General features: G+C 67.4%; 23 protein-coding genes and 1 tRNA gene. 10 read left to right on the forward strand and 14 right to left on the reverse strand.

Annotated features, from left to right (window positions below):
• Positions 1-56: 56 nt before the first annotated feature.
• From ilvC to F6B43_RS03025, 6 genes are all read right to left on the reverse strand, one after another.
• Positions 57-1,082, reverse strand: coding sequence for a ketol-acid reductoisomerase (gene ilvC, locus F6B43_RS03000; protein WP_150447416.1), 1,026 nt, complete (start codon positions 1,080-1,082; stop codon positions 57-59).
• 71 nt (positions 1,083-1,153) lie between these two features.
• The gene (gene ilvN, locus F6B43_RS03005; RefSeq protein WP_150447417.1) at positions 1,154-1,663 is read right to left on the reverse strand and encodes an acetolactate synthase small subunit; all 510 of its coding nucleotides are present in this window, start codon (positions 1,661-1,663) and stop codon (positions 1,154-1,156) included.
• Positions 1,664-1,665: 2 nt separating this feature from the next.
• Positions 1,666-3,474, reverse strand: coding sequence for an acetolactate synthase large subunit (locus F6B43_RS03010; protein ID WP_150447418.1), 1,809 nt, complete (start codon positions 3,472-3,474; stop codon positions 1,666-1,668).
• 69 nt (positions 3,475-3,543) lie between these two features.
• Positions 3,544-5,265, reverse strand: coding sequence for a dihydroxy-acid dehydratase (ilvD, locus tag F6B43_RS03015; protein WP_150447419.1), 1,722 nt, complete (start codon positions 5,263-5,265; stop codon positions 3,544-3,546).
• Positions 5,266-5,274: 9 nt separating this feature from the next.
• Positions 5,275-6,072, reverse strand: a complete 798-nt coding sequence (otsB, locus tag F6B43_RS03020; RefSeq protein WP_150447420.1) for a trehalose-phosphatase — start codon at positions 6,070-6,072, stop codon at positions 5,275-5,277.
• Complete coding sequence (locus F6B43_RS03025; RefSeq protein WP_150447421.1) at positions 6,069-7,574, reverse strand: alpha,alpha-trehalose-phosphate synthase (UDP-forming); 1,506 nt, start codon at positions 7,572-7,574, stop codon at positions 6,069-6,071. The genes otsB and F6B43_RS03025 overlap by 4 nt, the downstream gene beginning before the upstream one ends.
• Before the next feature lie 96 nt (positions 7,575-7,670).
• Between F6B43_RS03025 and F6B43_RS03030 the strand changes: the two genes are divergently transcribed.
• On the forward strand, positions 7,671-7,925 hold the full coding sequence (locus F6B43_RS03030) for a hypothetical protein (RefSeq protein ID WP_150447422.1): 255 nt from the start codon (positions 7,671-7,673) through the stop codon (positions 7,923-7,925).
• A gap of 12 nt (positions 7,926-7,937) precedes the next feature.
• Here F6B43_RS03030 and F6B43_RS03035 read toward each other — a convergent pair whose 3' ends face one another.
• Genes F6B43_RS03035 through F6B43_RS03045 form a run of 3 tightly spaced genes read right to left on the reverse strand, consistent with a single transcriptional unit; the run spans position 7,938 to position 10,605 of the window.
• Positions 7,938-9,122 (reverse strand): acetyl-CoA C-acetyltransferase, encoded by a 1,185-nt coding sequence (locus F6B43_RS03035; RefSeq protein ID WP_150447423.1) that lies wholly within the window; start codon positions 9,120-9,122, stop codon positions 7,938-7,940.
• Positions 9,123-9,165: 43 nt separating this feature from the next.
• Positions 9,166-9,816, reverse strand: a complete 651-nt coding sequence (locus tag F6B43_RS03040) for a 3-oxoacid CoA-transferase subunit B (RefSeq protein ID WP_211368000.1) — start codon at positions 9,814-9,816, stop codon at positions 9,166-9,168.
• A gap of 3 nt (positions 9,817-9,819) precedes the next feature.
• Entirely contained in the window at positions 9,820-10,605 is a 786-nt protein-coding gene (locus F6B43_RS03045; RefSeq protein ID WP_150447424.1) for a CoA transferase subunit A, read from the reverse strand.
• Positions 10,606-10,706: 101 nt separating this feature from the next.
• On the opposite strand from F6B43_RS03045, the gene F6B43_RS03050 reads away from it, so the two are divergent.
• Entirely contained in the window at positions 10,707-11,495 is a 789-nt protein-coding gene (locus F6B43_RS03050; RefSeq protein ID WP_150447425.1) for an IclR family transcriptional regulator, read from the forward strand.
• A 23-nt stretch (positions 11,496-11,518) separates the two neighbouring features.
• On the opposite strand, the gene F6B43_RS03055 is transcribed toward F6B43_RS03050, so the two are convergent.
• Positions 11,519-12,418: an alpha/beta hydrolase gene (locus tag F6B43_RS03055; RefSeq protein ID WP_150447426.1), complete on the reverse strand. Its 900-nt coding sequence runs from the start codon at positions 12,416-12,418 to the stop codon at positions 11,519-11,521.
• Complete coding sequence (locus F6B43_RS03060) at positions 12,415-13,167, reverse strand: 3-hydroxybutyrate dehydrogenase (protein WP_150447427.1); 753 nt, start codon at positions 13,165-13,167, stop codon at positions 12,415-12,417. The genes F6B43_RS03055 and F6B43_RS03060 overlap by 4 nt, the downstream gene beginning before the upstream one ends.
• Before the next feature lie 99 nt (positions 13,168-13,266).
• Here F6B43_RS03060 and F6B43_RS03065 point away from each other — a divergent pair, with 99 nt between their 5' ends.
• Both F6B43_RS03065 and F6B43_RS03070 read left to right on the forward strand, forming a co-directional pair.
• Positions 13,267-13,701, forward strand: a complete 435-nt coding sequence (locus tag F6B43_RS03065; RefSeq protein WP_150447428.1) for a MarR family winged helix-turn-helix transcriptional regulator — start codon at positions 13,267-13,269, stop codon at positions 13,699-13,701.
• On the forward strand, positions 13,701-14,930 hold the full coding sequence (locus F6B43_RS03070; protein ID WP_150448390.1) for an MFS transporter: 1,230 nt from the start codon (positions 13,701-13,703) through the stop codon (positions 14,928-14,930). The genes F6B43_RS03065 and F6B43_RS03070 overlap by 1 nt, the downstream gene beginning before the upstream one ends.
• 15 nt (positions 14,931-14,945) lie before the next feature.
• On the opposite strand, the gene F6B43_RS03075 is transcribed toward F6B43_RS03070, so the two are convergent.
• The 3 genes from F6B43_RS03075 to F6B43_RS03085 form a co-directional block, all read right to left on the reverse strand.
• Positions 14,946-16,034, reverse strand: a complete 1,089-nt coding sequence (locus F6B43_RS03075; RefSeq protein WP_150447429.1) for a fatty acid desaturase family protein — start codon at positions 16,032-16,034, stop codon at positions 14,946-14,948.
• A gap of 143 nt (positions 16,035-16,177) precedes the next feature.
• Positions 16,178-16,633: an SRPBCC family protein gene (locus F6B43_RS03080; RefSeq protein ID WP_150447430.1), complete on the reverse strand. Its 456-nt coding sequence runs from the start codon at positions 16,631-16,633 to the stop codon at positions 16,178-16,180.
• Between the two features lie 162 nt (positions 16,634-16,795).
• Positions 16,796-16,871, reverse strand: a tRNA-Lys gene (locus F6B43_RS03085).
• 103 nt (positions 16,872-16,974) lie between these two features.
• Between F6B43_RS03085 and F6B43_RS03090 the strand changes: the two genes are divergently transcribed.
• The 6 genes from F6B43_RS03090 (at position 16,975) to F6B43_RS03115 (ending at position 22,824) form a co-directional block, all read left to right on the forward strand.
• Positions 16,975-17,826: an inositol monophosphatase family protein gene (locus F6B43_RS03090; RefSeq protein WP_246159764.1), complete on the forward strand. Its 852-nt coding sequence runs from the start codon at positions 16,975-16,977 to the stop codon at positions 17,824-17,826.
• Positions 17,823-18,398, forward strand: a complete 576-nt coding sequence (locus F6B43_RS03095; RefSeq protein WP_150447431.1) for a hypothetical protein — start codon at positions 17,823-17,825, stop codon at positions 18,396-18,398. Before F6B43_RS03090 ends, F6B43_RS03095 begins: the two co-directional genes overlap by 4 nt.
• 207 nt (positions 18,399-18,605) lie before the next feature.
• Complete coding sequence (locus tag F6B43_RS03100) at positions 18,606-19,628, forward strand: LacI family DNA-binding transcriptional regulator (RefSeq protein ID WP_150447432.1); 1,023 nt, start codon at positions 18,606-18,608, stop codon at positions 19,626-19,628.
• 85 nt (positions 19,629-19,713) lie between these two features.
• The gene (locus F6B43_RS03105; RefSeq protein WP_150447433.1) at positions 19,714-20,976 is read left to right on the forward strand and encodes a sugar ABC transporter substrate-binding protein; all 1,263 of its coding nucleotides are present in this window, start codon (positions 19,714-19,716) and stop codon (positions 20,974-20,976) included.
• A gap of 61 nt (positions 20,977-21,037) precedes the next feature.
• Complete coding sequence (locus F6B43_RS03110; protein WP_150447434.1) at positions 21,038-22,006, forward strand: carbohydrate ABC transporter permease; 969 nt, start codon at positions 21,038-21,040, stop codon at positions 22,004-22,006.
• Positions 22,006-22,824, forward strand: a complete 819-nt coding sequence (locus F6B43_RS03115) for a carbohydrate ABC transporter permease (protein WP_150447435.1) — start codon at positions 22,006-22,008, stop codon at positions 22,822-22,824. Before F6B43_RS03110 ends, F6B43_RS03115 begins: the two co-directional genes overlap by 1 nt.
• The last annotated feature ends 2 nt before the right edge of the window (positions 22,825-22,826 follow it).

The raw sequence follows: 22,826 nt of genomic DNA on the forward strand, positions 1-22,826 counted from the left end.
TGAGAGGACGATGGCCGGGCCTGGAGCCGTGCCGGATCGGACGGCGGTCTGAATGACTAGCGAGCGGCGGAACCCTCGGTGTAGTCGGCGTCCTGCTGCTTCCACGCGAACAGGGCGCGCAGTTCTTTACCGGTCGCCTCGATCGGGTGCGCTGCGCCCTTGGCGCGCAGCTCGAGGAATTCGGGCGCGCCGGCGTCCTGGTCGGCGATGAACTTCTCGGCGAACGCACCTGACTGGATGTCGGCGAGCACCGCCTGCATGTTCTCCTTGACGTGGGCATCGATCACCCGGGGCCCCGAGACGTAGTCGCCGTACTCCGCCGTGTCGGAGACCGACCAGCGCTGCTTGGCGATGCCGCCCTCCCACATGAGGTCGACGATGAGCTTCAGCTCGTGAAGAACCTCGAAGTAGGCGATCTGCGGCTGGTAGCCCGCCTCGGTGAGGGTCTCGAACCCGTACTGCACGAGCTGGGACACACCTCCGCAGAGTACGGCCTGCTCGCCGAAGAGGTCGGTCTCGGTCTCTTCCGTGAAGGTGGTCTTGATGCCGCCGGCGCGAAGGCCGCCGATCGCCTTCGCGTACGACCATGCCGTGTCCCAGGCGTGGCCCGAGGCATCCTTCTCGACAGCGACGATCACGGGAACACCACGACCGGCCTCGTATTCGCGGCGAACGGTGTGGCCGGGCCCCTTGGGCGCGACCATGACGACATCTACGCCCTCCGGCGCGTCGATGTAGCCGAAGCGGATGTTGAACCCGTGGCTGAACAGGAGCGTCTTACCCTCGGCCAGGTGGTCCTTGATGGAATCGGCGAAGATTCCGCGCTGGTGCTGGTCGGGCGCGAGGATCACGATGACATCGGCCCAGTCGGCCGCGTCCGCGACCGACTTGACCTCGAAACCGGCCTCTTCGGCCTTCTGGATCGACGTCGAGCCCTCTTTCAGGGCGACGACGACCTCGACACCCGAGTCGCGCAGGTTGAGCGCGTGCGCGTGGCCCTGCGAGCCGTAGCCGACGATGGCCACCTTCTTGCTCTGGATGAGCGACAGGTCGGCGTCGGCGTCGTAGAAGATCTCGGTCATGGCGTGTGTTTCTCCTTGTATGTTTCCGGTCGTTGAGCGAGCGAAGCGAGTCGAAACGCTCGAAGTCGAGTTCAGTTGCGGAGGACCCGCTCGGTGATGCTCTTGCCGCCGCGGCCGATCGCGAGCAGACCCGACTGGGCCAGCTCCTTGATGCCGAACGGCTCGAGCGCACGCAGCAGCGCATCGACCTTGCCGTGGTCGCCGGTCACCTCGATGACGAGCGCGTCCGGCGCGTAGTCCACGACGGACGCCCGGAACAGGCTGACGACTTCGAGCACGCTCGAACGGTTCGCATTGTCGGCGCGCACCTTGACGAGCATGTGCTCGCGCTGGACGGACGACGACATATCCAGCTCGACGATCTTGATGACGTTGATGAGCTTGTTCAGCTGCTTCGTCACTTGCTCCAGCGGCAGCTCGTCGACATCGACCACCACGGTGATGCGCGAGAGCCCGGGAACCTCTGTGACGCCGACGGCGAGGGATTCGATATTGAAGCCTCGGCGCGCGAACAATCCCGCGACGCGGGTCAGCAGACCCGGTTTGTCCTCCACGAGGAGGCTCAGCACGTGACTGGGCATGATCAGGCCTCCTCATCGAATGCGGGCGAGTGATCGCGCGCGTACTGGACGTAGCTGTTGCTGACGCCCTGCGGAACCATGGGCCACACCATCGCGTCAGCGCTCACGACGAAGTCGATGACCACGGGGCGGTCGTTCGTCTCGAGAGCCGTGCGGATCGCCGCATCCACGTCCTCCTCCTTCTCGACGCGGATCGCGAGGCATCCGTACGCCTCCGCCAGCTTCACGAAGTCGGGGATGCGCACCGTGCCATGACCGGTGTTGAGACTCGTGTGCGAGTAGCGGCCGTCGTAGAACAGCGTCTGCCACTGGCGCACCATGCCGAGCGATGAGTTGTTGATGATCGCGACCTTGATCGGGATGTTGTTGATCGCGCAGGTGGCCAGTTCCTGGTTGGTCATCTGGAAGCAGCCGTCTCCGTCGATGGCCCACACGTGGCGGTCCGGCTCGGCGACCTTCGCCCCCATCGCGGCAGGAACCGCGTACCCCATCGTGCCCGCTCCCCCGGAGTTGAGCCAGGCGTTGGGCCGCTCGTACTTGATGAACTGCGCCGCCCACATCTGGTGCTGGCCGACGCCGGCGGCGTACACGCCCTCCGGCCCGGTGATCTCACCGATCCGTGAGATGACGTACTGCGGCGACATGAGGCCGTCGGTCGGCTGGGTGTAGCCGAGCGGGAACTCGGCGCGCAGCCCGTCGAGGTAGGACCACCACTCCTCGGTGTCGGGTGCAGCACGGGCGCTCGCCGACCGGTACGCGGCCTCGAGATCGACGAGCACGTCTTTCAGATCGCCCACGATCGGGACCTCAGCGGCACGGATCTTGCCGATCTCGGCGGGATCGATGTCGACGTGAACGACCTTCGCATTCGGCGCGAACAGCGATGCCTTGCCCGTCACGCGGTCATCGAACCGGGCTCCGAGCGAGACGAGCAGGTCGGCCTCCTGCAGAGCCAGCACCGCGGGCACGGTGCCGTGCATTCCCGGCATCCCGAGGTGCTGGGCGTGCGAGTCGGGGAATGCGCCGCGGGCCATCAGCGTGGTGACCACCGGAGCTCCGGTCGACTCGGCGAGGGCCAGCAGCTCGGCGGACGCCTGTGAGCGGATGACTCCGCCTCCGACGTACAGCACCGGCTTCTTGGCCTCGGCGAGCAGCTGCGCGGCGGCCTGGATCTGCTTGCCGTGCGCCTTGGTCACGGGCCGGTAGCCCGGCAGGTCGATCTTCGGCGGCCAGACGAACGGAGCCTCGGCCTGCTGGGCGTCCTTGGTGATGTCCACGAGCACGGGACCGGGGCGCCCGGTGCCGGCCACCTCGAACGCCGCGGCGATCGCGCCGGGGATGTCCTCCGCCTTCTTCACGAGGAACGAGTGCTTCGTGATCGGCATCGTGATGCCCACGATGTCGGCCTCCTGGAAGGCATCCGTGCCCATGAGGTTGGAGAAGACCTGCCCGGTGATGCAGACGATCGGCACCGAGTCCATGTAGGCATCGGCGATCGCCGTCACGAGGTTGGTGGCGCCGGGACCGGAGGTCGCGATCGCCACGCCGATCCGGTTGGATGCCGAGGCGTAGCCTTCGGCGGCGTGACCGGCGCCCTGCTCATGACGCACCAGGATGTGGCGCAGCTCCGAGCTGTCCATGAGCGGGTCGTAGACGGGAAGGATCGCGCCGCCGGGCAGCCCGAAGACGTCGGTGACACCGAGCATCTCGAGCGAGCGGACGACCGCCTGGGCGCCGGTGAGCACCGGCGCGAGTGCAGGGGCGGGACGGGAGGGCGGCCGCGGAACGGCCGACGCGTTTTCGGCAGACATTGTGGGGATCCTCTGACAGAGAGTCGGATGTCGGTGGCCGGTCGGGAACGAGACGACCACCAGGGCTGGCTACCCTGTGACCGCGCCCTCCGCTGCGGAGCGCACGAGCTTGGAGTATTTGGCCAGAACGCCACGGGTATAGCGCGGGGGCAGTGGCTCCCAGCCAGAGCGGCGGGAGTCGAGCTCAGCCTCGTCGACGAGTAGGTCGAGAGTGCGAGCCGCGATATCGACCCGTATCAGATCACCATCGCGCACGAAGGCGATGGGACCAGCGTCCACCGCTTCGGGTGCTATGTGGCCGATGCACAGGCCGGTTGTGCCGCCTGAGAATCTGCCGTCCGTCAAGAGTAGTACATCTTTTCCGAGCCCCGCGCCCTTGATGGCCGCGGTGATCGCGAGCATCTCGCGCATGCCGGGGCCGCCCTTGGGGCCCTCGTAGCGGATCACGACAACGTCGCCCGCGGCGATCTGTCCGGCCTCGAGCGCGTCCATCGCGGCGCGCTCGCGCTCGAACACGCGAGCGGGGCCCTCGAACACGTCGGCGTCGAATCCGGCCGACTTGACGACCGCGCCCTCGGGGGCGATCGATCCGTGCAGGATCGTGATTCCGCCGCTCTTGTGGATCGGGTTGTCGAACGTGTGGATGACGGTGCCGTCGACCGGGTCGGGGTTCAGATCGGCGAGGTTCTCGGCGAGCGTCTTGCCCGTCACCGTGAGCGCGTCGCCGTGGAGGAGGCCTTCGTCGAGCATCGCCTTCATGATCACAGGGATGCCGCCGTGCCGGTCGACGTCGTTCATGACGTACTTGCCGAACGGCTTCATGTCGGCCACGTGCGGCACCTTGTCGCCGATGCGGTTGAAGTCGTGCAGGGTGAGCTCGACCTCCGCTTCGCGAGCGATCGCGAGGAGGTGGAGCACGACGTTCGTCGACCCGCCGAGCGCCATCGCGAGGGCGATCGCGTTCTCGAACGCTTCGGGCGTGAGGATGTCGCGGGTCGTGATGCCCAGGCGCAGCAGATTCACGACAGCCTCGCCGGAGCGGTGCGCGTAATAGTCGCGGCGGCGGTCGGCGCTGGGTGGCGCGGCGGAGCCGGGCAGGCTCAGACCGAGGGCCTCGGCGACGGATGCCATCGTGTTGGCGGTGTACATGCCGCCGCACGCGCCCTCACCGGGGGCGATCGCGCACTCGATGCGCTTGAGGTCGGCTTCGCTCATCTTGCCGGCCAGGCACGCGCCGACCGCCTCGAACGAGTCGATGATCGTGACGTCCTTCTCGGTGCCGTCGCTGAGCTTCACCCAGCCCGGCGCGATCGAGCCGGCATACAGGAACACGCTCGAAAGGTCCAGGCGCGCCGAGGCCATGAGCATCCCCGGGATCGACTTGTCGCAACCGGCGAGCAGGACGGAACCGTCCAGGCGCTCCGCCATCATCACGGTCTCGACCGAATCGGCGATGACCTCGCGTGAGACAAGGGAGAAGTGCATGCCCTCGTGGCCCATCGAGATGCCGTCCGAGACCGAGATCGTGCCGAACTGCAGCGGGTAGCCACCGCCGGAGTGCACACCCTCTTTCGCGCCCTGCGCAAGACGGTCGAGGCTGAGGTTGCACGGCGTGATCTCGTTCCACGAACTCGCGATGCCGATCTGGGGTTTGTCCCAGTCCTCATCCCCCATCCCGACCGCACGGAGCATGCCGCGCGACGTGGTGGCCTCGATGCCATCCGTGACGACGCGACTGCGGGGTTTGATGTCGATTTCGGGCACGCTGGCAGAGGGAGCGGACTCAGGCATTGTGAAAGTCTATTCCCGCCCGGAGGCGCGCATCTCAGCCAGGGCCGACAACGCCGCGGCCAGTTCTTTGGTATCCATCACCCTCACGCGCGCCGATGTCCTCCCCTGGCCCACGCGGATCCCGAGGTCGCTCGGTCCGAGTTTCGCCAGCGCATCCTCATCGGTGATGTCGTCGCCGGCGAACACGACCGCGGTCGCGCCGACACGTTCGCGCAGCGAGGCGATCGCGCTGTCTTTGCCTTCGTGCCGGAACGAGTACTCGACGATGTTGTGTCCCGTGCGGCGTCGCCAGTGCGGGGCGTTCTGCGACACGAGTGCATCGGCGTACTGCCATGCCCGCTCGGCATCCTCGTCAGACGCCATCCGCGTGTGGATGCCGAAGCCGAACGTCTTCGGCTCGACCCAGATGCCCTCGAGGTCACCGAGTTCGGCGATCGCCGATTCGCGCAGATGATCGCGCAGCGCGTGTTCGGAATCGTCGTCGACCGGGTCGACGGCGCCTTCGCCGGGGTACCAGTACTCCACGCCGTGCGACCCGGCGAGCAGGATCTCGGAGTCCTCGGTGTGTTCGGAGATCTCTTGAAGGTCGTGCAGGCTCCTGCCGGAGACCAGGGCGACCACCGTGTCGGGCGTCGCGAGGAGGGCCTCTACCGCGCGACGCGACTCCGGCAGCATCCGGGCCTGCATGGGCTCGTCCTGCAGGAGTGACAGCGTGCCGTCGAAATCCAGCGCGACCAGCAGGCGATCGGATGCCGCGACCCTGCGCAATTCATCCTGAACCTGTTCGGGGCTCTCGACCGCGGTCATGCGCTGCCCTCTCCGCTTTCACTCTCTTCGTCGGCTGCTTGTTCGCCGTCGAGCTTCTCGCCGTCTGGTTCTTCGCCGTCTGGTTCGTCGTCTTTGTGCGCGCGTGCATTCGCGAGGGCGTCGAGGAACGACGACGACCATGCGTGGACGTCGTTCTCGATGACCTTGCGCCGCATCGCGCGCATGCGACGACCCTGCTCCGCGGGGGGCATCTCGACCGCGCGCACGATCGTGTCCTTCAGCGCGTCGATGTCGTGCGGGTTGATGCGCAGCGCCGTACCGAGCTCGTCTGCGGCACCGGCGAACTCGCTCAGGATCAGCACTCCCCTGTTGTCGGTGCGCGTTGCCACATACTCCTTGGCGACGAGGTTCATGCCGTCCCGCAGTGCGGTCACGAGCATGACGTCGGCGGCGAGGAACAGCGCGACCATCTCTTCGCGCGGGTAGCCCTGGTGGAGGTAGCGGATCGCGGTGTGATCCATCGTGTCGCGATCGCCGCCGATGCGGCTGACCATGAGCTCGATCTCGTCGCGCAGCTGCACGTACGCCTCGACGCGCTCGCGGCTCGGACTGGCGACCTGCACGAGCGTCACGTCCTCCACCGAGAGTCGTCCGTCCTCGAGCAGCTCGCCGAAGGCCTTGAGGCGGTGCCTGATGCCCTTGGTGTAGTCGAGCCGGTCGACCCCGAGCAGGATCTTGGACGGGTTGCCGAGGCTCTCGCGGATCTCGGCCGCCCGCGCCCGCACGTCCGCCCGCTGGGCGAGTTCGACGTACGAGGCGGTGTCGATCGAGATCGGGAACGCTTTGGCCAGGACGTTGCGCGTCTCACCGTCCCGCTCCGGGACGGTGATCCCGGAGGCCTTCGTCACATAGCGCAGCTGACGGCGGATCGCGCGAGCGAAGTTTCCGGCATCCGCCACACGCTGGAATCCGACGACATCGGCCCCGAGGAGTCCTTCGAGCACCTGGCGCCGCCAGGGCAGTTGCGAGAAGAGCCCGTATGCCGGAAAGGGAATGTGGTGGAAGTACCCGATCGTGAGGTCGGGCCGCAGATCCCGGAGCATGCGAGGCACGAGCTGGAGCTGATAGTCCTGCACCCACACGGTGCCGCCTTCGGCGGTGACGGATGCCGTGGCCTCCGCGAACCGGCGGTTGACCTTCACGTACGCATCCCACCAGACGCGGCGATAGCGGGGTTCCGCGATCACGTCGTGATAGAGCGGCCAGATCGTGTCGTTGGAGAAGCCCTCGTAGTAGAGCTGCACCTCTTCTTCAGACAGAGGGACGGGCACGAGATGCGTGCCCTCGAAGTCGAACGGCTCGATATCCAGTCCCGCTTGACCGGGCCAGCCCACCCACGCACCGTCTTCACGGCGCATGAGCGGCTCGAGTGCGGTGACCAGACCCCCGGGCGAACGGCGCCAGACGTCGTCACCCGTGGCACCCTCCACCCGGTCGACGGGGAGGCGGTTGGCGACGACGACCAGTTCTGCCTGAGGCACGGGTTCTCCTGTTTCGATCGTTCTTCAGGCTAACAGCGTGCAGCGCGCCGCCCGCCCCCGTGGCCGCGCCCGGCCAGGTCGCTGTAGCGTGGTGGGATGCGCAAGTACCTCTTCGGAACCGGGATCATCAGCGCCGTCTTCAGCGGGATCACCCTCCTGCGCGGAGCGCGGGATTCGGAGTTCACCTGGCGGGAGGCGCTCGCATGGCTGAGCTGGGGAATCACGTTCGCGCTGGCGATCGGCGCCATCGTCGACGCGCGACGGGCGTCGCGCGGGCACCTCGTCTCGGCGGATTCTCCGGTCTCGGGCAAGGAGCGGAAGCTCGCCGAGCGGCACCTGCGACACAGCTGAACCCTCGGTGCGTCAGCGGGTGAGGATCAGCGCCTCCCCCTGACCGCCGCCACCGCACAGGCCTACGGCCGCGATTCCCGAGCCGCGCCGCAGCAGTTGGTGCACCGCGTGCACCGCGAGGCGATTGCCGGACGCGCCGATCGGATGCCCGATGGCGATCCCGCCCCCGTGGATGTTGACGACGTCGTCGTCCAGACCCAGTTCGCGCTGGGATCGGGCGACGACCGCACCGAAGGCTTCGTTGATCTCGACGAAGTCGAGATCGGATGCGGTGAGCCCCTGCTTCTGGAGCGCACGAGCGATCGCGTGAGCGGGCTGGGCGTGCAGCGAGTTGTCCGGACCGGCGACCTGCCCCGAAGCACCGACGGCGGCGAGGACGGGCCACCCGTTCTCGTCGGCATGTGCGCGCGTCGTGAGGATCACCGCCGAGGCGCCGTCCGAGATCTGCGATGAGTTGCCCGCCGTGATCGAGCCGCCCTCCGTGAAGGCGGCGCGCAGAGTTGCGAGAGTCTCGACCGTCGTGTCAGGACGGATGCCCTCATCCGTCGTCACCAGAATCGGGTCTCCGCGCCGCTGCGGCACTTCGACGGTCACGATCTCGGCATCGAAGACGCCGTCGGCCTGCGCGGCGGCGGCGCGCTGGTGAGAGCGGGCGGCTACGGCATCCTGCTCCTCGCGCGTCACCTCGTACTTTCCGTTGAGGGCCTCCGTGGACGCGCCCATGCTGACACGGTCGTACGCATCGGTGAGGCCGTCGTACGCCATGTGGTCGAGCACCTCGACGCTGCCGTACTGCCACCCGTCGCGCGAGCCCATCAGCAGGTGGGGCGCACGGGTCATCGACTCCATGCCCGCCGCCACGACGACCTTCGCATCGCCCACGCGGATCATCCGGGCGGCGTCGATGATGGCGGTGAGACCCGAAAGGCACACCTTGTTGACTCCGGAGGCGGGGACGTCCCAGCCGAGGCCGGCGTTGATGGCGGCCTGACGCGCCGGATTCTGTCCCGATCCGGCCGGAAGCACCTGGCCGACGATGACCGCGCCCACCTGGTCCACCGGAATGCCTCCGGCCTCGAGCGCTCCCTTGATCGCGAATCCGCCCAGCTGGGGGGCGCTGAACGCGGCGAGCTGACCCTTGAGGCGGCCCTGCGGCGTGCGTGCGGCCGCCACGATGACGATGTCGTCCTGGATCATGATCTGCTCCTTCTGATGAGGCGTTTCGTCTCGCTTCGCTCGCTCAACGAGCGGGCGCGGAGAGCCCGATGATGAGCGGCGGCTCGGTCGCCGCGACGACGTCGTCGACGCTGACGCCCGGCGCGGTCTCGACCAGGACGAGGCCATCCGCCGTCACGTCGATCACCGCGAGGTCGGTGATGATGCGATCGACGACCCCCTTGCCGGTGAGCGGGAGCGAGCACTCGTCCACGATCTTGGGCGACCCGTCGCGGGCGACATGCTCCATGAGCACGATGACCTTCCCCGCGCCGTGCACGAGGTCCATCGCGCCGCCGGGGCCCTTCACCATCTTTCCCGGGATCATCCAGTTCGCGATGTCGCCGGTCGCCGACACCTGCATCGCGCCGAGGATCGCCGCGTCGATCTTGCCCCCGCGGATCATCCCGAAGCTCGTCGCCGAGTCGAAGTAGGCCGCCCCGGGAAGGACGGTGACGGTCTCTTTGCCCGCGTTGATCAGGTCGGGATCGACGTGCTCGTCCGTCGGGTACGGACCGACGCCGAGGATACCGTTCTCCGACTGCAGCACGACGGTGACGCCTGCGGGCACGTGGTTGGGCACGAGGGTGGGCAGGCCGATGCCGAGGTTCACGTACGATCCGTCGGCGAGTTCGGCGGCCGCACGCGCAGCCATCTGGTCTCTTGTCAGTGCCATGGCTCAGGCCTTCTCGTGGTTCGGCGAGGCCGAGACGGTGCGCCGTTCGATGCGCTTGTCGATCCCGGTTCCCACCTCGATGATGCGGTGCACGTAGACGCCCGGCAGATGGATGCTGTCGGGATCGAGCCCGCCGGGCTCCACCAGTTCTTCGACCTGGGCGATGCAGACCCGGCCCGCCATTGCGGCGAGCGGGTTGAAGTTGCGGGCCGCCTTGTTGAAGACGAGGTTGCCGTGGCGGTCTCCTCGGAGCGCATGGACGAGGGCGAAGTCGGTCTGGATCGCCTCCTCGAGCACGAAGTCGCGGGGCTCGCCGCCGACGTCGAACAATCGCACTTCTTTCGTCGGCGAGGCCACGGCGATCCCGCCCGACCCGTCGTAACGGCGCGGGAGTCCACCCTCCGCCACCTGCGTGCCCACGCCGGTCTGCGTGAAGAAGGCCGCGATCCCCGACCCGCCCGCGCGGAGCTTCTCGGCGAGGGTGCCCTGCGGAGTGAGTTCGAGCTCCAGCTCGCCCGACAGGAACTGCCGCTCGAACTCCTTGTTCTCGCCGACGTACGACGAGGTCATCTTGCGGATGCGCTTGGCGTTGAGCAGGATGCCGAGCCCCCAGTCGTCGGTGCCGCAGTTGTTGCTCACGATGCTGAGGTCGCGCGTGCCCTGGGCGAGCAGCGCCTCGATGAGCAGAGTCGGGTTTCCGGAGAGCCCGAACCCGCCGACCGCGAGGGTCGCACCGTCCTGGATGTCGGCGACGGCCTCCGCCGCCGAGCCGTACGTCTTGTCGATCACGGGCACTCCCTCATGTCTCGTCCACCCATCCTGCACGTCATCGCCGGCACGCCCACGCAGCCGGTTGCCATGTGGAGATCTCTGCGCGTACTGTCCATATCGTGGACAGCGAGTCATCGAAAGGCGTCCCAGGGGCGCAGTCGGTCGCACGTGCAGCCCGCCTTCTGCGCCTGGTCACCGCGGGGGGTGCCGACGGGGTGGGCGTCTCGGAGCTCGCGCTCGACGCCGCGCTCACACGTCCCACGACGCACCGTCTGCTGACCGCGCTGCGGGTCGAGGGGCTCGTCGACCACGACGATCGGACGGGGCGGTGGCTGCCGGGCCCGGAGCTCTATCTGATGGGCACGGTTGCCGCATCCCGCTACGACATCACCGGAATCGCCCGCGACGTCGTGCGTTCTCTCGCGGTCCGCACCGAGGAGAGTGCGTTCCTGTCAGTACGTCGGGGGGACGAGACGGTGTGCATCATGCGCGAGGAGGGGAGCTTCCCGATCCGATCGTTCGTCCTGGCGGAGGGCGTGCGGTTCCCGCTCGGGGTCGCCTCGGCGGGGCTCGCGATCCTCTCGTTCCTGCCGCCCCACGATGTGGACGCGTACCTCGATCGGCACCCCGAGCTGCCCGCGCGCTGGGGGCCAGCCCACGAGGAACCCCGTCTCAAGGCGCGTCTGCGCGAAACCCGCGAACGTGGCTTCGCGCTCAACCCCGGACTGATCGTGGAAGGCAGCTTCGGGCTCGGTGCCGCAGTGTTCGATCGCGACGGCCACCCGCAGTGGGCGCTCAGTATCACCGGCGTGGAGTTCCGTTTCGGCCCGGACCGCCTCGCCGACCTCGGCCGCACGCTCCTGGCGCACGCGCATCAGCTCACGACACGCGTCGCGCTCGTGCGGTGACGAGGTCTGGCGCGGCGACGACCTCATACCGCTGATGCGCCGAGCTCTTCGCGGACGGCCGAAGCCACAGCATCCGCTCCCCGATCCGACAGCACGATCGTGTAGTGATTCACGTCCGCCACGGGCACGTGCCTGAGGCCCGGGTAAGCCGCGACGAGTCCGGGCAGCCGGTCTGCGGCATACAGGGCGGGCACCTGGTCGAGCAGCCCGCGCTCGGCCGTCATCAGGAGTGTCGGATGTCGGAGCCCCGCGAGCGCGTCGGCGATGGCGTTCCCGGTGTTCTGGTCGAGAGAGTCGGCCTCCACCGTCGCGAGCGTGGTCGCCGGCCGCAGGTCGGGCCGGTCGCCGACGAGGTCGTAGGCCAGGTATGCCTCCAGGGCCGGCGACCAGTCCCGGGCGAACGCGGGATGGGCCCGCCAGAAGTCGAGATATGCATCGACGGAGGCGAACCGCATCGCGAGTCGCTCTGCGGTGGGGCCGAGCACGAGGCGCACGACGTCCTGCGGAGCGAGTCCGGCCGGCAGATCGAGAGGGAGGCCGCCGTCCACGAGCACGAGCCGCGTGACCCGCTCGGGGTGCTCCTCACCCAGGACGAGACCGGCGAACGCCCCCATCGAGTGGCCCACGACGAGAGCGTGATCGACGTCGAGCGCGTCGAGCACCGCGGTGAGGTCCCGGGCGTGCGAGGAGAGACCGGCCGAGACCGGCAGTGCGTTGCTGCGGCCTCGGCCACGGAGGTCGGGGGCGATGAGCCGCAGGTCCGGCAACCGGTCCGCCACGAGCGCCCACGAGAGGTGGGATGCCGTCACCCCGTGGATGAGCAGCACGGCGGGCGCGTCAGGCGCGTCGTGCCGCGGTTCCCAGACGCCGACGCGCAGCGCTCCTCCGTCGACCGGGACATCGACGGAGCGGTACCTGCTCATCGGGCTGTCCATCCGCCGTCCATCGTGTACGACGCGCCCGTCACCATGCCCGCCCTGTCGGAGACGAGCCAGCCGACGAGCGACGCGACCTCGTCGGGTTCGATGAGCCGCTTGATCGCGTTCTCGGTGAGCATGACCTTCTCGAGGACCTCGGATTCCGGGATGCCGTGCACCCGCGCCTGATCGGCGATCTGGTGTTCGACCAGCGGCGTGCGCACATACGACGGGTTGACGCAGTTGCTCGTCACTCCGTGCGGCGCCCCTTCGAGCGCTGTCACCTTCGAGAGTCCTTCCAGCGCATGTTTGGCCGTCACATACGCGGACTTGAAGGCGCTCGCCCGGAGCCCGTGTGCGCTCGATACGTTGATGATCCGACCCCACCCGCGGCGATACATCCCCGGCAGCACGGCGCGGATCAGAAGGAACGGCGACTCGACCATGAGCCGCAGCATGAGGCGGAAGGTTTCGGGCTCGAACTCGGGGATAGGACTCACATGCTGGATGCCGACGTTGTTGACCAGGATGTCCACGTCGAGCGAGAGCTCCTCCATCGCGGACGTGTCGGCAAGATCGACGAGCCAGGCGTCGCCGCCGACCTCTTCGGCGATCGATTCGGTCAGATACACATGATGATCGGCGATCACGATGTGTGCGCCGCGCGAGGCGAACTCGCGCACGCACGCCAGCCCGATTCCGCTTGCTCCTCCCGTGACGAGCGCCCGTTTGCCCGCGAGGTCCTGTTCGGTCATTTCTGTCTCCTGTCCTCCGGATGCACCGGGCGCCGATCACAGTCTCGTGGATGCGGGCGGACTCGCCGAGTATCCATACCTTAGGTATATACTTTGGGTATGAGTAGATCCCACGACATCGAACGGATCGTGATTGCGGCTCACGCGCTGACCCGCATCGCCGCGAGCGAGACCGGAAACGACGCGCCCGCCGCGCAGTGGCGCACCCTCAGCATCCTGCGCTCGGAAGGCCCCATCCGGCTCGGAGAACTCGCCGCCGCGAGCCGTGTCACCCAGCCCGGCATGACCCGCCTGGTGGGGCAGCTCGCCGATGCGGGGCTCGTCGAGCGCACGACCGACCCGTCCGACTCGCGTGCGACCGTGGTGGCCGTGACCGAGGACGGGGCGCGCGCGCTGGACTCCTGGCTCGTGCAGCTGCGGGATGCGCTCGAGCCTCGGTTCGCCGATCTCGACGACGAAGATTGGGATGCCCTGGCGCGCGTCGCCGACATCCTCTCGGCTCGCACCACCGCGCCGGTCGGAGCAGCACGATGATGGCGCACGCCGCGCCCACCTCGAGCATCTGGCGGCAGCCGATGCAGGTGTGGGCCGTCGCCTTCGCGTGCGTCGTCGCGTTCATGGGCATCGGCCTGGTCGACCCCATCCTGCCCGCGATCGCCGACCAGCTGCAGGCGAGCCCCGTCGAGACAGAGATGCTCTTCACGAGCTATCTGCTCGTGACCGGCCTCGCGATGCTCATCACGAGCTGGGTGTCCAGCCGTATCGGCGTGAAGGCCACCCTCCTGATCGGCCTGGCACTCATCGTGGTCTTCGCGCTCGCCTGCGCTCTCAGCGGCAGCGTCGACGCCGTCATCGGCTTCCGCGCCGGCTGGGGTCTCGGCAACGCCCTGTTCATCTCGACCGCCCTGGCGACCATCGTGGGAGCGGCCTCCGGCGGCAGCGGTGCGGCGATCGTGCTCTACGAGGCAGCCCTCGGGCTGGGCATCGCCGTCGGTCCGCTGCTCGGTGGCCTGCTCGGCGAGGTGAGCTGGCGCGGACCGTTCTTCGGCGTGGCCGTGCTCATGTCGGTCGCCTTCATCGCGATCGCCGTCCTGCTGAAGACCCGCGGCGAGAAGCGCGCTCCCGTGCCGCTCTCGGCACCCATCAAGGCACTCGGAAGGCCGGCACTGGCGGTGCTCGCGATCGCTGCACTGTTCTACAACATCGGCTTCTTCGTGCTGCTCGCCTTCTCGCCCTTCCCGCTGGGCTTCTCGGCGATGGGGCTCGGACTGACGTTCTTCGCCTGGGGCGTGGGCCTCGCGGTCACGAGCGTGTGGGTGGCCCCGATCCTCACGAGACGGATGCCGCGCACGACGATCCTGCTGATCATGCTGCCCCTCCTCGCCCTCGATCTCGTCGCGGCGGGTGTGTTCGTGAGCACGGCATGGGCGCTCGTGGTGTGCATCGTCGTCGGCGGACTCTTCCTCGGCGTCCTCAACACGGTGCTGACCGAGTCGGTCATGGAAGCCACCGATCTGCCCCGCGCGGTCGCGTCCTCGTCGTATTCCGCCGTGCGATTCCTCGGCGGTGCGGCCGCTCCCCCGATCGCCGCCCTGCTGTGGCACCTCTACGGCCCGACCGTGCCGTACGTGTTCGCCGCGGCATCCGTCGTCATCGCGGCTGTCGTGATCGCCGTCGGGCGTCGCGTTCTCGCGCCGATCGACGGGCGCGAGGCCGATGCGGCCGATGAGGGTGCGGCGGTGCTCGTCGGCGACGCGGCCTGACGGCGCCGTGCGCTGCTAGATCGACAGGCGCTCGACGATCAGCGGGCACGCGAACGCATCGCGCTCCCCCAGACCGACACGATTGATGTACCGCACCACGATCGCGTACGACGCGAACAGCCCTGCCTCGGTGTACGGAACGCCGATGCGTCGACAGTATTCGGCGACGACCGGCGCGGCCCGGCGCAGGTGCGGGCGTGGCATCGACGGGAACAGGTGATGCTCGACCTGATAGTTCAAGCCGCCCAGGAGCACGTCGACGAAGCGGTTCCCTCGGACGTTGCGGCTCATCATCACCTGGCGGCGGAGGAAATCGAGTTGGAGGCCCGCGGGTACGAGAGGCATGCCCTTGTGGTTGGGCGCGAACGAGACGCCCATGTAGAACCCGAAGAGTCCGAGCTGGACTCCGAGGAATGCGAAGCCGATTCCGGGCGAGAGCACCAGGAAGATCAGGGTCACGAACCCGCCGATCCGCACGAACAGGAAGGCGATCTCGACCCACCGCCTGTCGATGTGCTGGCGCTGCGAAACGCGTCGAACGCTCGAGGCGTGCAGCGACAGTCCCTCCAGGAGCAGGATCGGGAAGAAGAACACTCCCTGGTGACGGATGAGCCATGTCGTTGCGGCGTTCCGCCGCCGCGCGGCCTGCTCGGGAGTGAACGACATGACGGGCAGGTCGATGTCTGGATCGGCGCCTTCCTTGTTGGGGTTGGCATGGTGGCGCGTGTGCTTGTGCTGCCACCACCCGTAGCTCATGCCGACGAACAGATCGCCGAGGATGAGGCTGATCCAGTCGTTCCACCGCCCCGAGAGGAAGATCTGCCGGTGCGCGGCATCATGGCCGAGGAAGGCGATCTGGGTGAACAGCACCGCGAAACCCGCCGCCGTGAACAGCTGCCACCAGGTGTCGCCGACGAAGATGAAGCACACCACGAGCGCGCCCACGACCAGGGGGACGGCGATGAGCTTCGTCCAGTAGTAGCCGTATCGGCGGCGGAGGAGTCCGGCATCCCGGATCTGTTTCGCCAGCGGAGTGAAGTCGCTGCCTCCGCGTGTCATCGCCGCTGTGCGTGGGTGTGTCGCAATGATGCGTTCGGCAGACATGACGACCTCCTTCGGTCGTGTGCTCTGATCCGGACGCTACGCCTGGACGCTGAGTGCGTTCACATCTTCCCGTCGGTCTGCCCGCCGCAATGCCGAACGGGCCCCGCTTTCGCGAAGCCCGTTCGAGTCACTCCAGCGCGCTGCTACGCCTGAACGTCGCCGCGCCACGCCCCGGCTGCTGAGCCCTGCGACTCGATGAACTCCTTGAAGTTCTTGAGGTCCTTCTTCACGGCGTGCGAACCCGCGCCCAGCAGGGAGCCCACCGTTTCGAGGAAGCCCTCGGGCTCCCAGTCCAGCTGCACGGTGACGCGGCTCGACGTGTCGGTGAGCTTGTGGAAGGTGACGACCCCGGCGTGGTCGGTCTGGCCGCCCGTGCTCTTCCATGCCACGCGCTCGTCGGGGTGCTGCTCGGTGATCTCGGCGTCGAACTCGCGCTCGACCCCACCCACCTTGACCTTCCAGTGCGTGTGGGTGTCGTCCAGCTGCGTGATGGACTCGACCTCGTCGAGGAACTTCGGGAAGCTCTCGAACTGCGTCCACTGGTTGTATGAGGTCGACACGGGGACGTCGACGTCGATGGTCTCGATGATCTGCGACACGGGAGTGCTCCTTCGGACGGGATGGATGCTCTCATTCAGCCCCAACGAGCCTCGGATCGCGGGGGGTTGACATCGGCATGGGGTCCGTGAAGGCGCGCCGGAGCTGACCCGGCGGACGTCAAGGGCCCCCTTCCTCGTGTTACGAGGAAGAGGGCCCTTGGCTGGTGCACCCCCAGGGACTTGAACCCTGAACCCATTGATTAAGAGTCAATTGCTCTGCCGATTGAGCTAGAGGTGCATGGTTCGCGCGACTCAGGAGAGAGGCGAACCGAGGGTCAACATTAGCATCACGATGCCGCTGCCCGCGAATCGAGCCGAGGCCCTGCGGTATCCTCGAAAGGGTGACCTTCCCCCCTCCGTCGCACCCAGCCGCTGCGGCGGAACCGTCCATCGCCGACGATCTCGCGCTCGCGCTGAGGCTCGCGGATGCGGCGGACGCCGTATCGATGGCACGCTTCGACGCCGCCGACCTGGACGTCACGCTCAAGTCCGACGCCACTCACGTGACCGAGTCCGATCTCGCCACCGAACGTGCGATCCGCGCGGTCCTCGAAGCGGAGCGGCCCGGCGACGGCGTGTTCGGTGAAGAGTTCGGCGCGGCGGGCGACACGCATCGCCAGTGGATCATCGACCCGATCGACGGCACGGCCAACTATCTCAAGGGCATCCCGATGTGGGCGACGCTCATCGCGCTGGCGATCGACGGCGCCCCTGTGGTGGGCGTGGTCAGCCAGCCCGCGATCGGGCGCCGCTGGTGGGGAGCCACCGGCCTGGGCGCATGGACCGGAGCGGAGGATGCGGAACCCCGCCGCCTCGCCGTGTCATCGGTCGACGCGATCGCCGACGCGAGCGTGAGCTTCCAGAGCATCGCGCAGTGGCGGGAGGCCGGCGAGCTGGCAGCACTCGAGCGTCTGACGACGACGGTGTGGCGCGACCGCGCGTACGGCGATGCGTGGCCCTACATGCTCCTGGCGGAAGGTCGCCTCGAATTCGTCGCAGAGTTCGGGGTCAAGGAGTACGACATCGCCCCGTACGCTGTCATCATCCCCGAGGCAGGCGGACGCTTCACCGCATACGACGGCAGCGCGTCGATCTCGGAGCGGTCATCACTTGCGACCAACGGCATCCTGCACGACGAATTCCTCGCCCTCTTGCACGAGTCCGCCACTATCCCGACGGAGTCTTCTCGATGACACGCTCGTTCGCCAGGATCGGCGCTGTCCTGCTCATCGCCGGCTCTGCGGCGATCTTCACCGCCTGCGCTTCCACGCCCTCGGCAGATCCGTCGAACGCACAGACCGGCGATGTCCCCGCCCCCACCTCCCCGGCCCCGACCGCCGGACCGGGGGCGAGCCCGACTCCGGACCCCGACTGCACGACGATCATCCCGGCATCCGTGGTCGCCGAATTCCAGAAGGTCGGCTGGTCGTTCAAGTCGGAGGCGCTCCGCGTCGACGGCGTCGAGATCACCGGCGGCATCCAGTGCACGTGGGGCGACTACACCACCGCGACCGACCACGTGCAGATCTTCGGCTGGGCACCCATCACGCCGACGGCCGCCACCACCGCACAGACCGATCTGATCGCGGCCGGCTGGAAGCGCGAGGACGCGCCCGCAGGCGTCTACCTCACGGAGAACGCCTCGACCGCGATCGCGACCGACGACCAGGGGTACGGGCTGACCTACCTGTTCGGTGACGGTTTCGTGAAGTACGCCGACACGAAGCAGGGCCTTCTGCTCGTGCAATGGCCGCCCGCCGGCTGACCCGACCCGACTCTCTCTCTGAGCCTCTTGCATTCCTGCTGACGTTGCTTTATCGTCGAACCGGTTCGAATCGAACCGGTTCGACATTGATCACATGGTCGACATTGATCACATGGTCGACGTCGTTGACATGGTCGACGTCGTTGACACGGTCGAGACCATCAAGACCGTCGGCACCGTCGACAGAGCGCAATGGGGCATCCACATATGGTCACGATCGGTGACGTCGCACAGGCAGCGGGAGTATCCCGGAGCACGGCGTCGTACGCTCTGTCCGGCAAGCGGACAATCTCGCCCGAAGTACGGGAGAAGGTTCGTCAAGCGGTCGAGGAACTCGGATACACGCCGAACGCCGGCGCGCGTGCGCTCGCCACATCCCAGACGAGGGTCCTCGGACTGCTCGGCCGGTTCCTCCCCGACGAGTTCGCTCCCGCGATGCTGCAGTACATCCTGGGGGTCACGAATCGGGCTCGAGACCTCGGCTACGACACGCTCCTCGTCTCCGAGGAGGACGGGTACGCCGCCCTCACCCGCATCTCGGACTCCCGCATGGCGGACGGATTCGTGCTCCTGAACGTCGCCGAAGACGACGATCGCCTGCCCTTCCTGCGTACCGCCCGTCAGCCCGGCGTTCTGATCGGGCTCCCCCACGACACGACCGGTGTGGATGTGTTCGACCTCGACTTCGAAGCGACCGGCCGGGTGATGGTCGACACTCTGAGCGAGCTCGGCCACACCGAACTCATCCTCGTCTCTCAGCCCGAGCACGTGGTCCAGCGGGGTGGCGCGTACGTCTGGCGACTCGCCGACAGCGCGCGGGAACGCGCCGCCGAACTCGGCATCACCATCCACACGTACTTCGGGTCATCGACGCAACCCGCGATCGGCGACGATCTGCACCGCTTCCTCGATGCTCACCCGTCGGCGACAGGCTTGCTCCTCAACAACGAGGCCGCGGCCGCGGCCCTGCCGACCGTGCTCCACCAACGCGAGATGTCGGCGCCGCGAGACATCTCGGTCATCGGCCGTTACTCGGACGACTTCGCCCGTACCTTCTCGCTCCCCTACACCGCGATCGACTCGGCCGCGGACGAACTCGGTCGACGTGCCGTCGAGCAGCTCGTCGCCAGGATCGAGCACCGAGACGCCCCCTCCACCCACCGTGTCGAACTCATCCCGCCCGCAATCCAGGACCGCGGCAGCATCGCCGCGCCCCCTGTCCACCCGTAGTACCCAACCCGCATCACCCCGCAACATCCCGTCTCACCCGGGGCCCCACAGTCGGTGGTCCCACCCGTTCAATGAGGAGAATCACATGATCACCAAGAAGCTGCGCGCGCCCCTGGCGCTCGTGACGGCAGCTGTCGCCGTCAGCGCATTGGCCGGCTGCGCCGGTGGGAGCAGCGGCGGCGATGCGTCCGCCGCCGGTTCATCCACCTATACGTGGTGGGATCCGTACCCCCAGCACACGGCCGGTTCAGACTGGGACAACCGCGTGCAGGCGTGCGGCACGGAGGCGGGCGTGACCATCCAGCGCACCGCCTACGACACCACATCCCTCACGAACCAGGCGCTGCTCGCCGCACAGGAGGGCACATCGCCGGACGTCATCCTGCTCGACAACCCCGCGGTGTCCACTCTCGCCCAAACGGGTATGGTCACGACGGTCGACGAGCTGGGGCTCGACACCTCGGCGATCGAGCCCAACCTCCTGGCCGCGGGCGAACTCGACGGTCAGACCTACGGCATCCCCATCGGCGCCAACACCCTCGCGCTGTACTACAACGCCGACATCCTGTCCGCCGCAGGCGTCGACCCCGCGACGATCACGGACTGGGCCAGCCTGGATGCTGCGCTCGCCAAGGTCGCTGCCGCGGGCAAGACCGGCATCACGTTCGCCGGCATCAACACGGAAGAGGGGTCGTTCCAGTTCCTTCCGTGGTTCTGGGGTGCCGGCGCGAAGCTGACCGACCTCTCGTCGTCTCAGGCTGTCGACGCTCTGAGCCTGTGGAAGAGCTGGCTCGACAAGGGCTATGCGCCCAACTCGGTGATCACCAACTCGCAGAACACGGTGTGGGAGCAGTTCCTCACCGGCGATTTCGCCTTCGCCGAGAATGGTACGTGGCAGGTAAACAGCGCCGCGGGTGCACCGTTCAAGACCGGCGTGATCACGCTTCCGGCCAAGAACGGGGGCGCTGCAGCCGCCCCGACCGGCGGCGAGTTCATCATCGCTCCGGTGCAGCAGGACACCGCACGCTATGACACCACTCGGAAGATCATCGAGTGCATGACCACGCCCGAAGGCTTCGTCGAAACCGCGAACACCTTCGCGTACTACATCCCGCCGACCAAGGAGGGCCAGGATCAGCTCCTGACGAAGGACCCCGAGCTCTCGACGTGGGTCGACGCCGTCAATGCGGCGAAGGGCCGCACGAGTGACAACCTCGGCACCGACTACCCGCTGATCTCGGAGCAGCTCTGGACCGCCGTGCAGAGCGCGCTGTCTGGTGCGGCGAGCCCGCAGGATGCGCTCACCGCGGCACAGACGGCCGCCGCGTCGGCGACATCCGGAAAGTAGTCCCAGCCCCTCGGCCAGGGGCGGGAGCCGCGGCTCCCGCCCCTGGCCCGGAAGGAACATCATGAGCACCTCACTCGCCAGCGCGAACGCGCCGTCGACCGACACGGTGAGCGTCGTGGTCCCGGCGCCGACGAAGCGACGGCCGAGCCACATCTACGGATCCCGTTGGATCGCGTTCGGATTCGCCGCGCCGCTGATCGCGTATCTGCTCGTGTTCTACGTCTACCCGCTGATCCGCAGCGTGGACCTCAGCGTGCACGACTACACGATCAAGGCCTTCGTACAGGGCAACGCGGAGTTCGTCGGGTTCGACAACTACATCACGGTGCTCACTTCGCCCCTGTTCGCGCAGGCACTCGCGAACACCGCGCTCTTCGTCGCCATCTCGCTGTTCTTCCAGTACACGATCGGTCTCGCACTGGCGGTCTTCTTCCGCAACAACTTCCCGCTGTCCGGGGTGCTCAGGGCGCTGTTCCTCGTCCCGTGGCTGCTTCCGTTGATCGTGTCCGCATCGACCTGGTCATGGATGCTCAACAGCGACAACGGCGTCGTCAACTCGGTGATCACCGCCTTCGGCGGCCAGTCCATCAACTGGCTCACCTCACCCCAGACCGCGCTCACCGCAGTCATCATCGCGAACATCTGGCTCGGCATCCCCTTCAACCTCGTGATTCTCTACTCGGGCCTGCAGAACATCCCCGGCGACCTCTACGAAGCGGCATCGCTGGACGGTGCCGGAGCCTGGCGGCAGTTCTGGAGCATCACGTTTCCGCTCCTGCGCCCGGTGTCGGCGATCACGATCCTGCTCGGCCTCGTGTACACCCTGAAAGTCGTCGACATCATCTGGATCATGACCGCGGGCGGCCCGGCCAACTCCTCCACGACGCTCGCCGTGTGGTCGTATCGCGAAGCGTTCGGAACCGGGCAGCCGGCATTCTCGCCTGCCGCAGCCGTCGGCAACCTTCTCATCGTGATCGCCCTGATCTTCGGATTCTTCTATCTGCGCACTCAGCGCCGTGAGGTGAACTGATGACCGTCCGACGTTCGTGGTGGAAGGTCGTGCTCGGCGTGATCTTCACCGCGCTGATGCTCTTCCCGGTGTACTGGATGCTGAACGTGTCGCTGACCCGGACGCAGGACCTCCGGCTCGACCCGCCGCATCTCTTTCCGATCAATCCCACATTCGAGGGTTTCGAGGCGGTCTTCCGCCAGCAGCTGCCGAACCTCGGCACGAGCCTCCTCATCGGCCTGGGCTGTGTCGTCCTCACCGTCGTGATCGCGGCCCCCGCCGGGTACGCGATCGCCCTCCTGAACATGCGCGGAGGCCGGACGCTGAACTTCGTGCTCCTGGTCGCACAGATGATCCCCGCCGTCGTGATGGCGATGGGCTTCTACGCGATCTACGTCCGTCTCGGGCTGCTCAACAGCGTGGGCGGCCTCATCCTCGCCGACTCCACCGTCGCCGTGCCGTTCGGGGTGCTCCTGTTCACCGCATTCATGAGCGGCCTGCCGCGAGAACTCCTGCAGGCTGCTCGCGTCGATGGCGCGAATGCGTGGCGGACGTTCGTCTCGGTCGTACTGCCGATGAGCCGCAACTCGATCATCACGGTGTCGCTGTTCGCGTTCCTCTGGGCATGGTCTGACTTCGTCTTCGCCTCGACACTCGCCCGCAACAGCGCGCTGAAGCCGGTCACGCTGGGCATCTACGCGTATATCGGCAACAATACGACGCAGTGGAACGCCATCATGGCCACCGCCGTGGTGGCGTCGATCCCCGCTGCCATCCTGCTCATCATCGCGCAGCGCTATGTCGCCGCCGGCGTCACCGCCGGCGCTGTGAAGGATTGACC

It is taken from the genome of Microbacterium rhizomatis (assembly GCF_008710745.1).
Lineage (GTDB): Bacteria > Actinomycetota > Actinomycetes > Actinomycetales > Microbacteriaceae > Microbacterium > Microbacterium rhizomatis.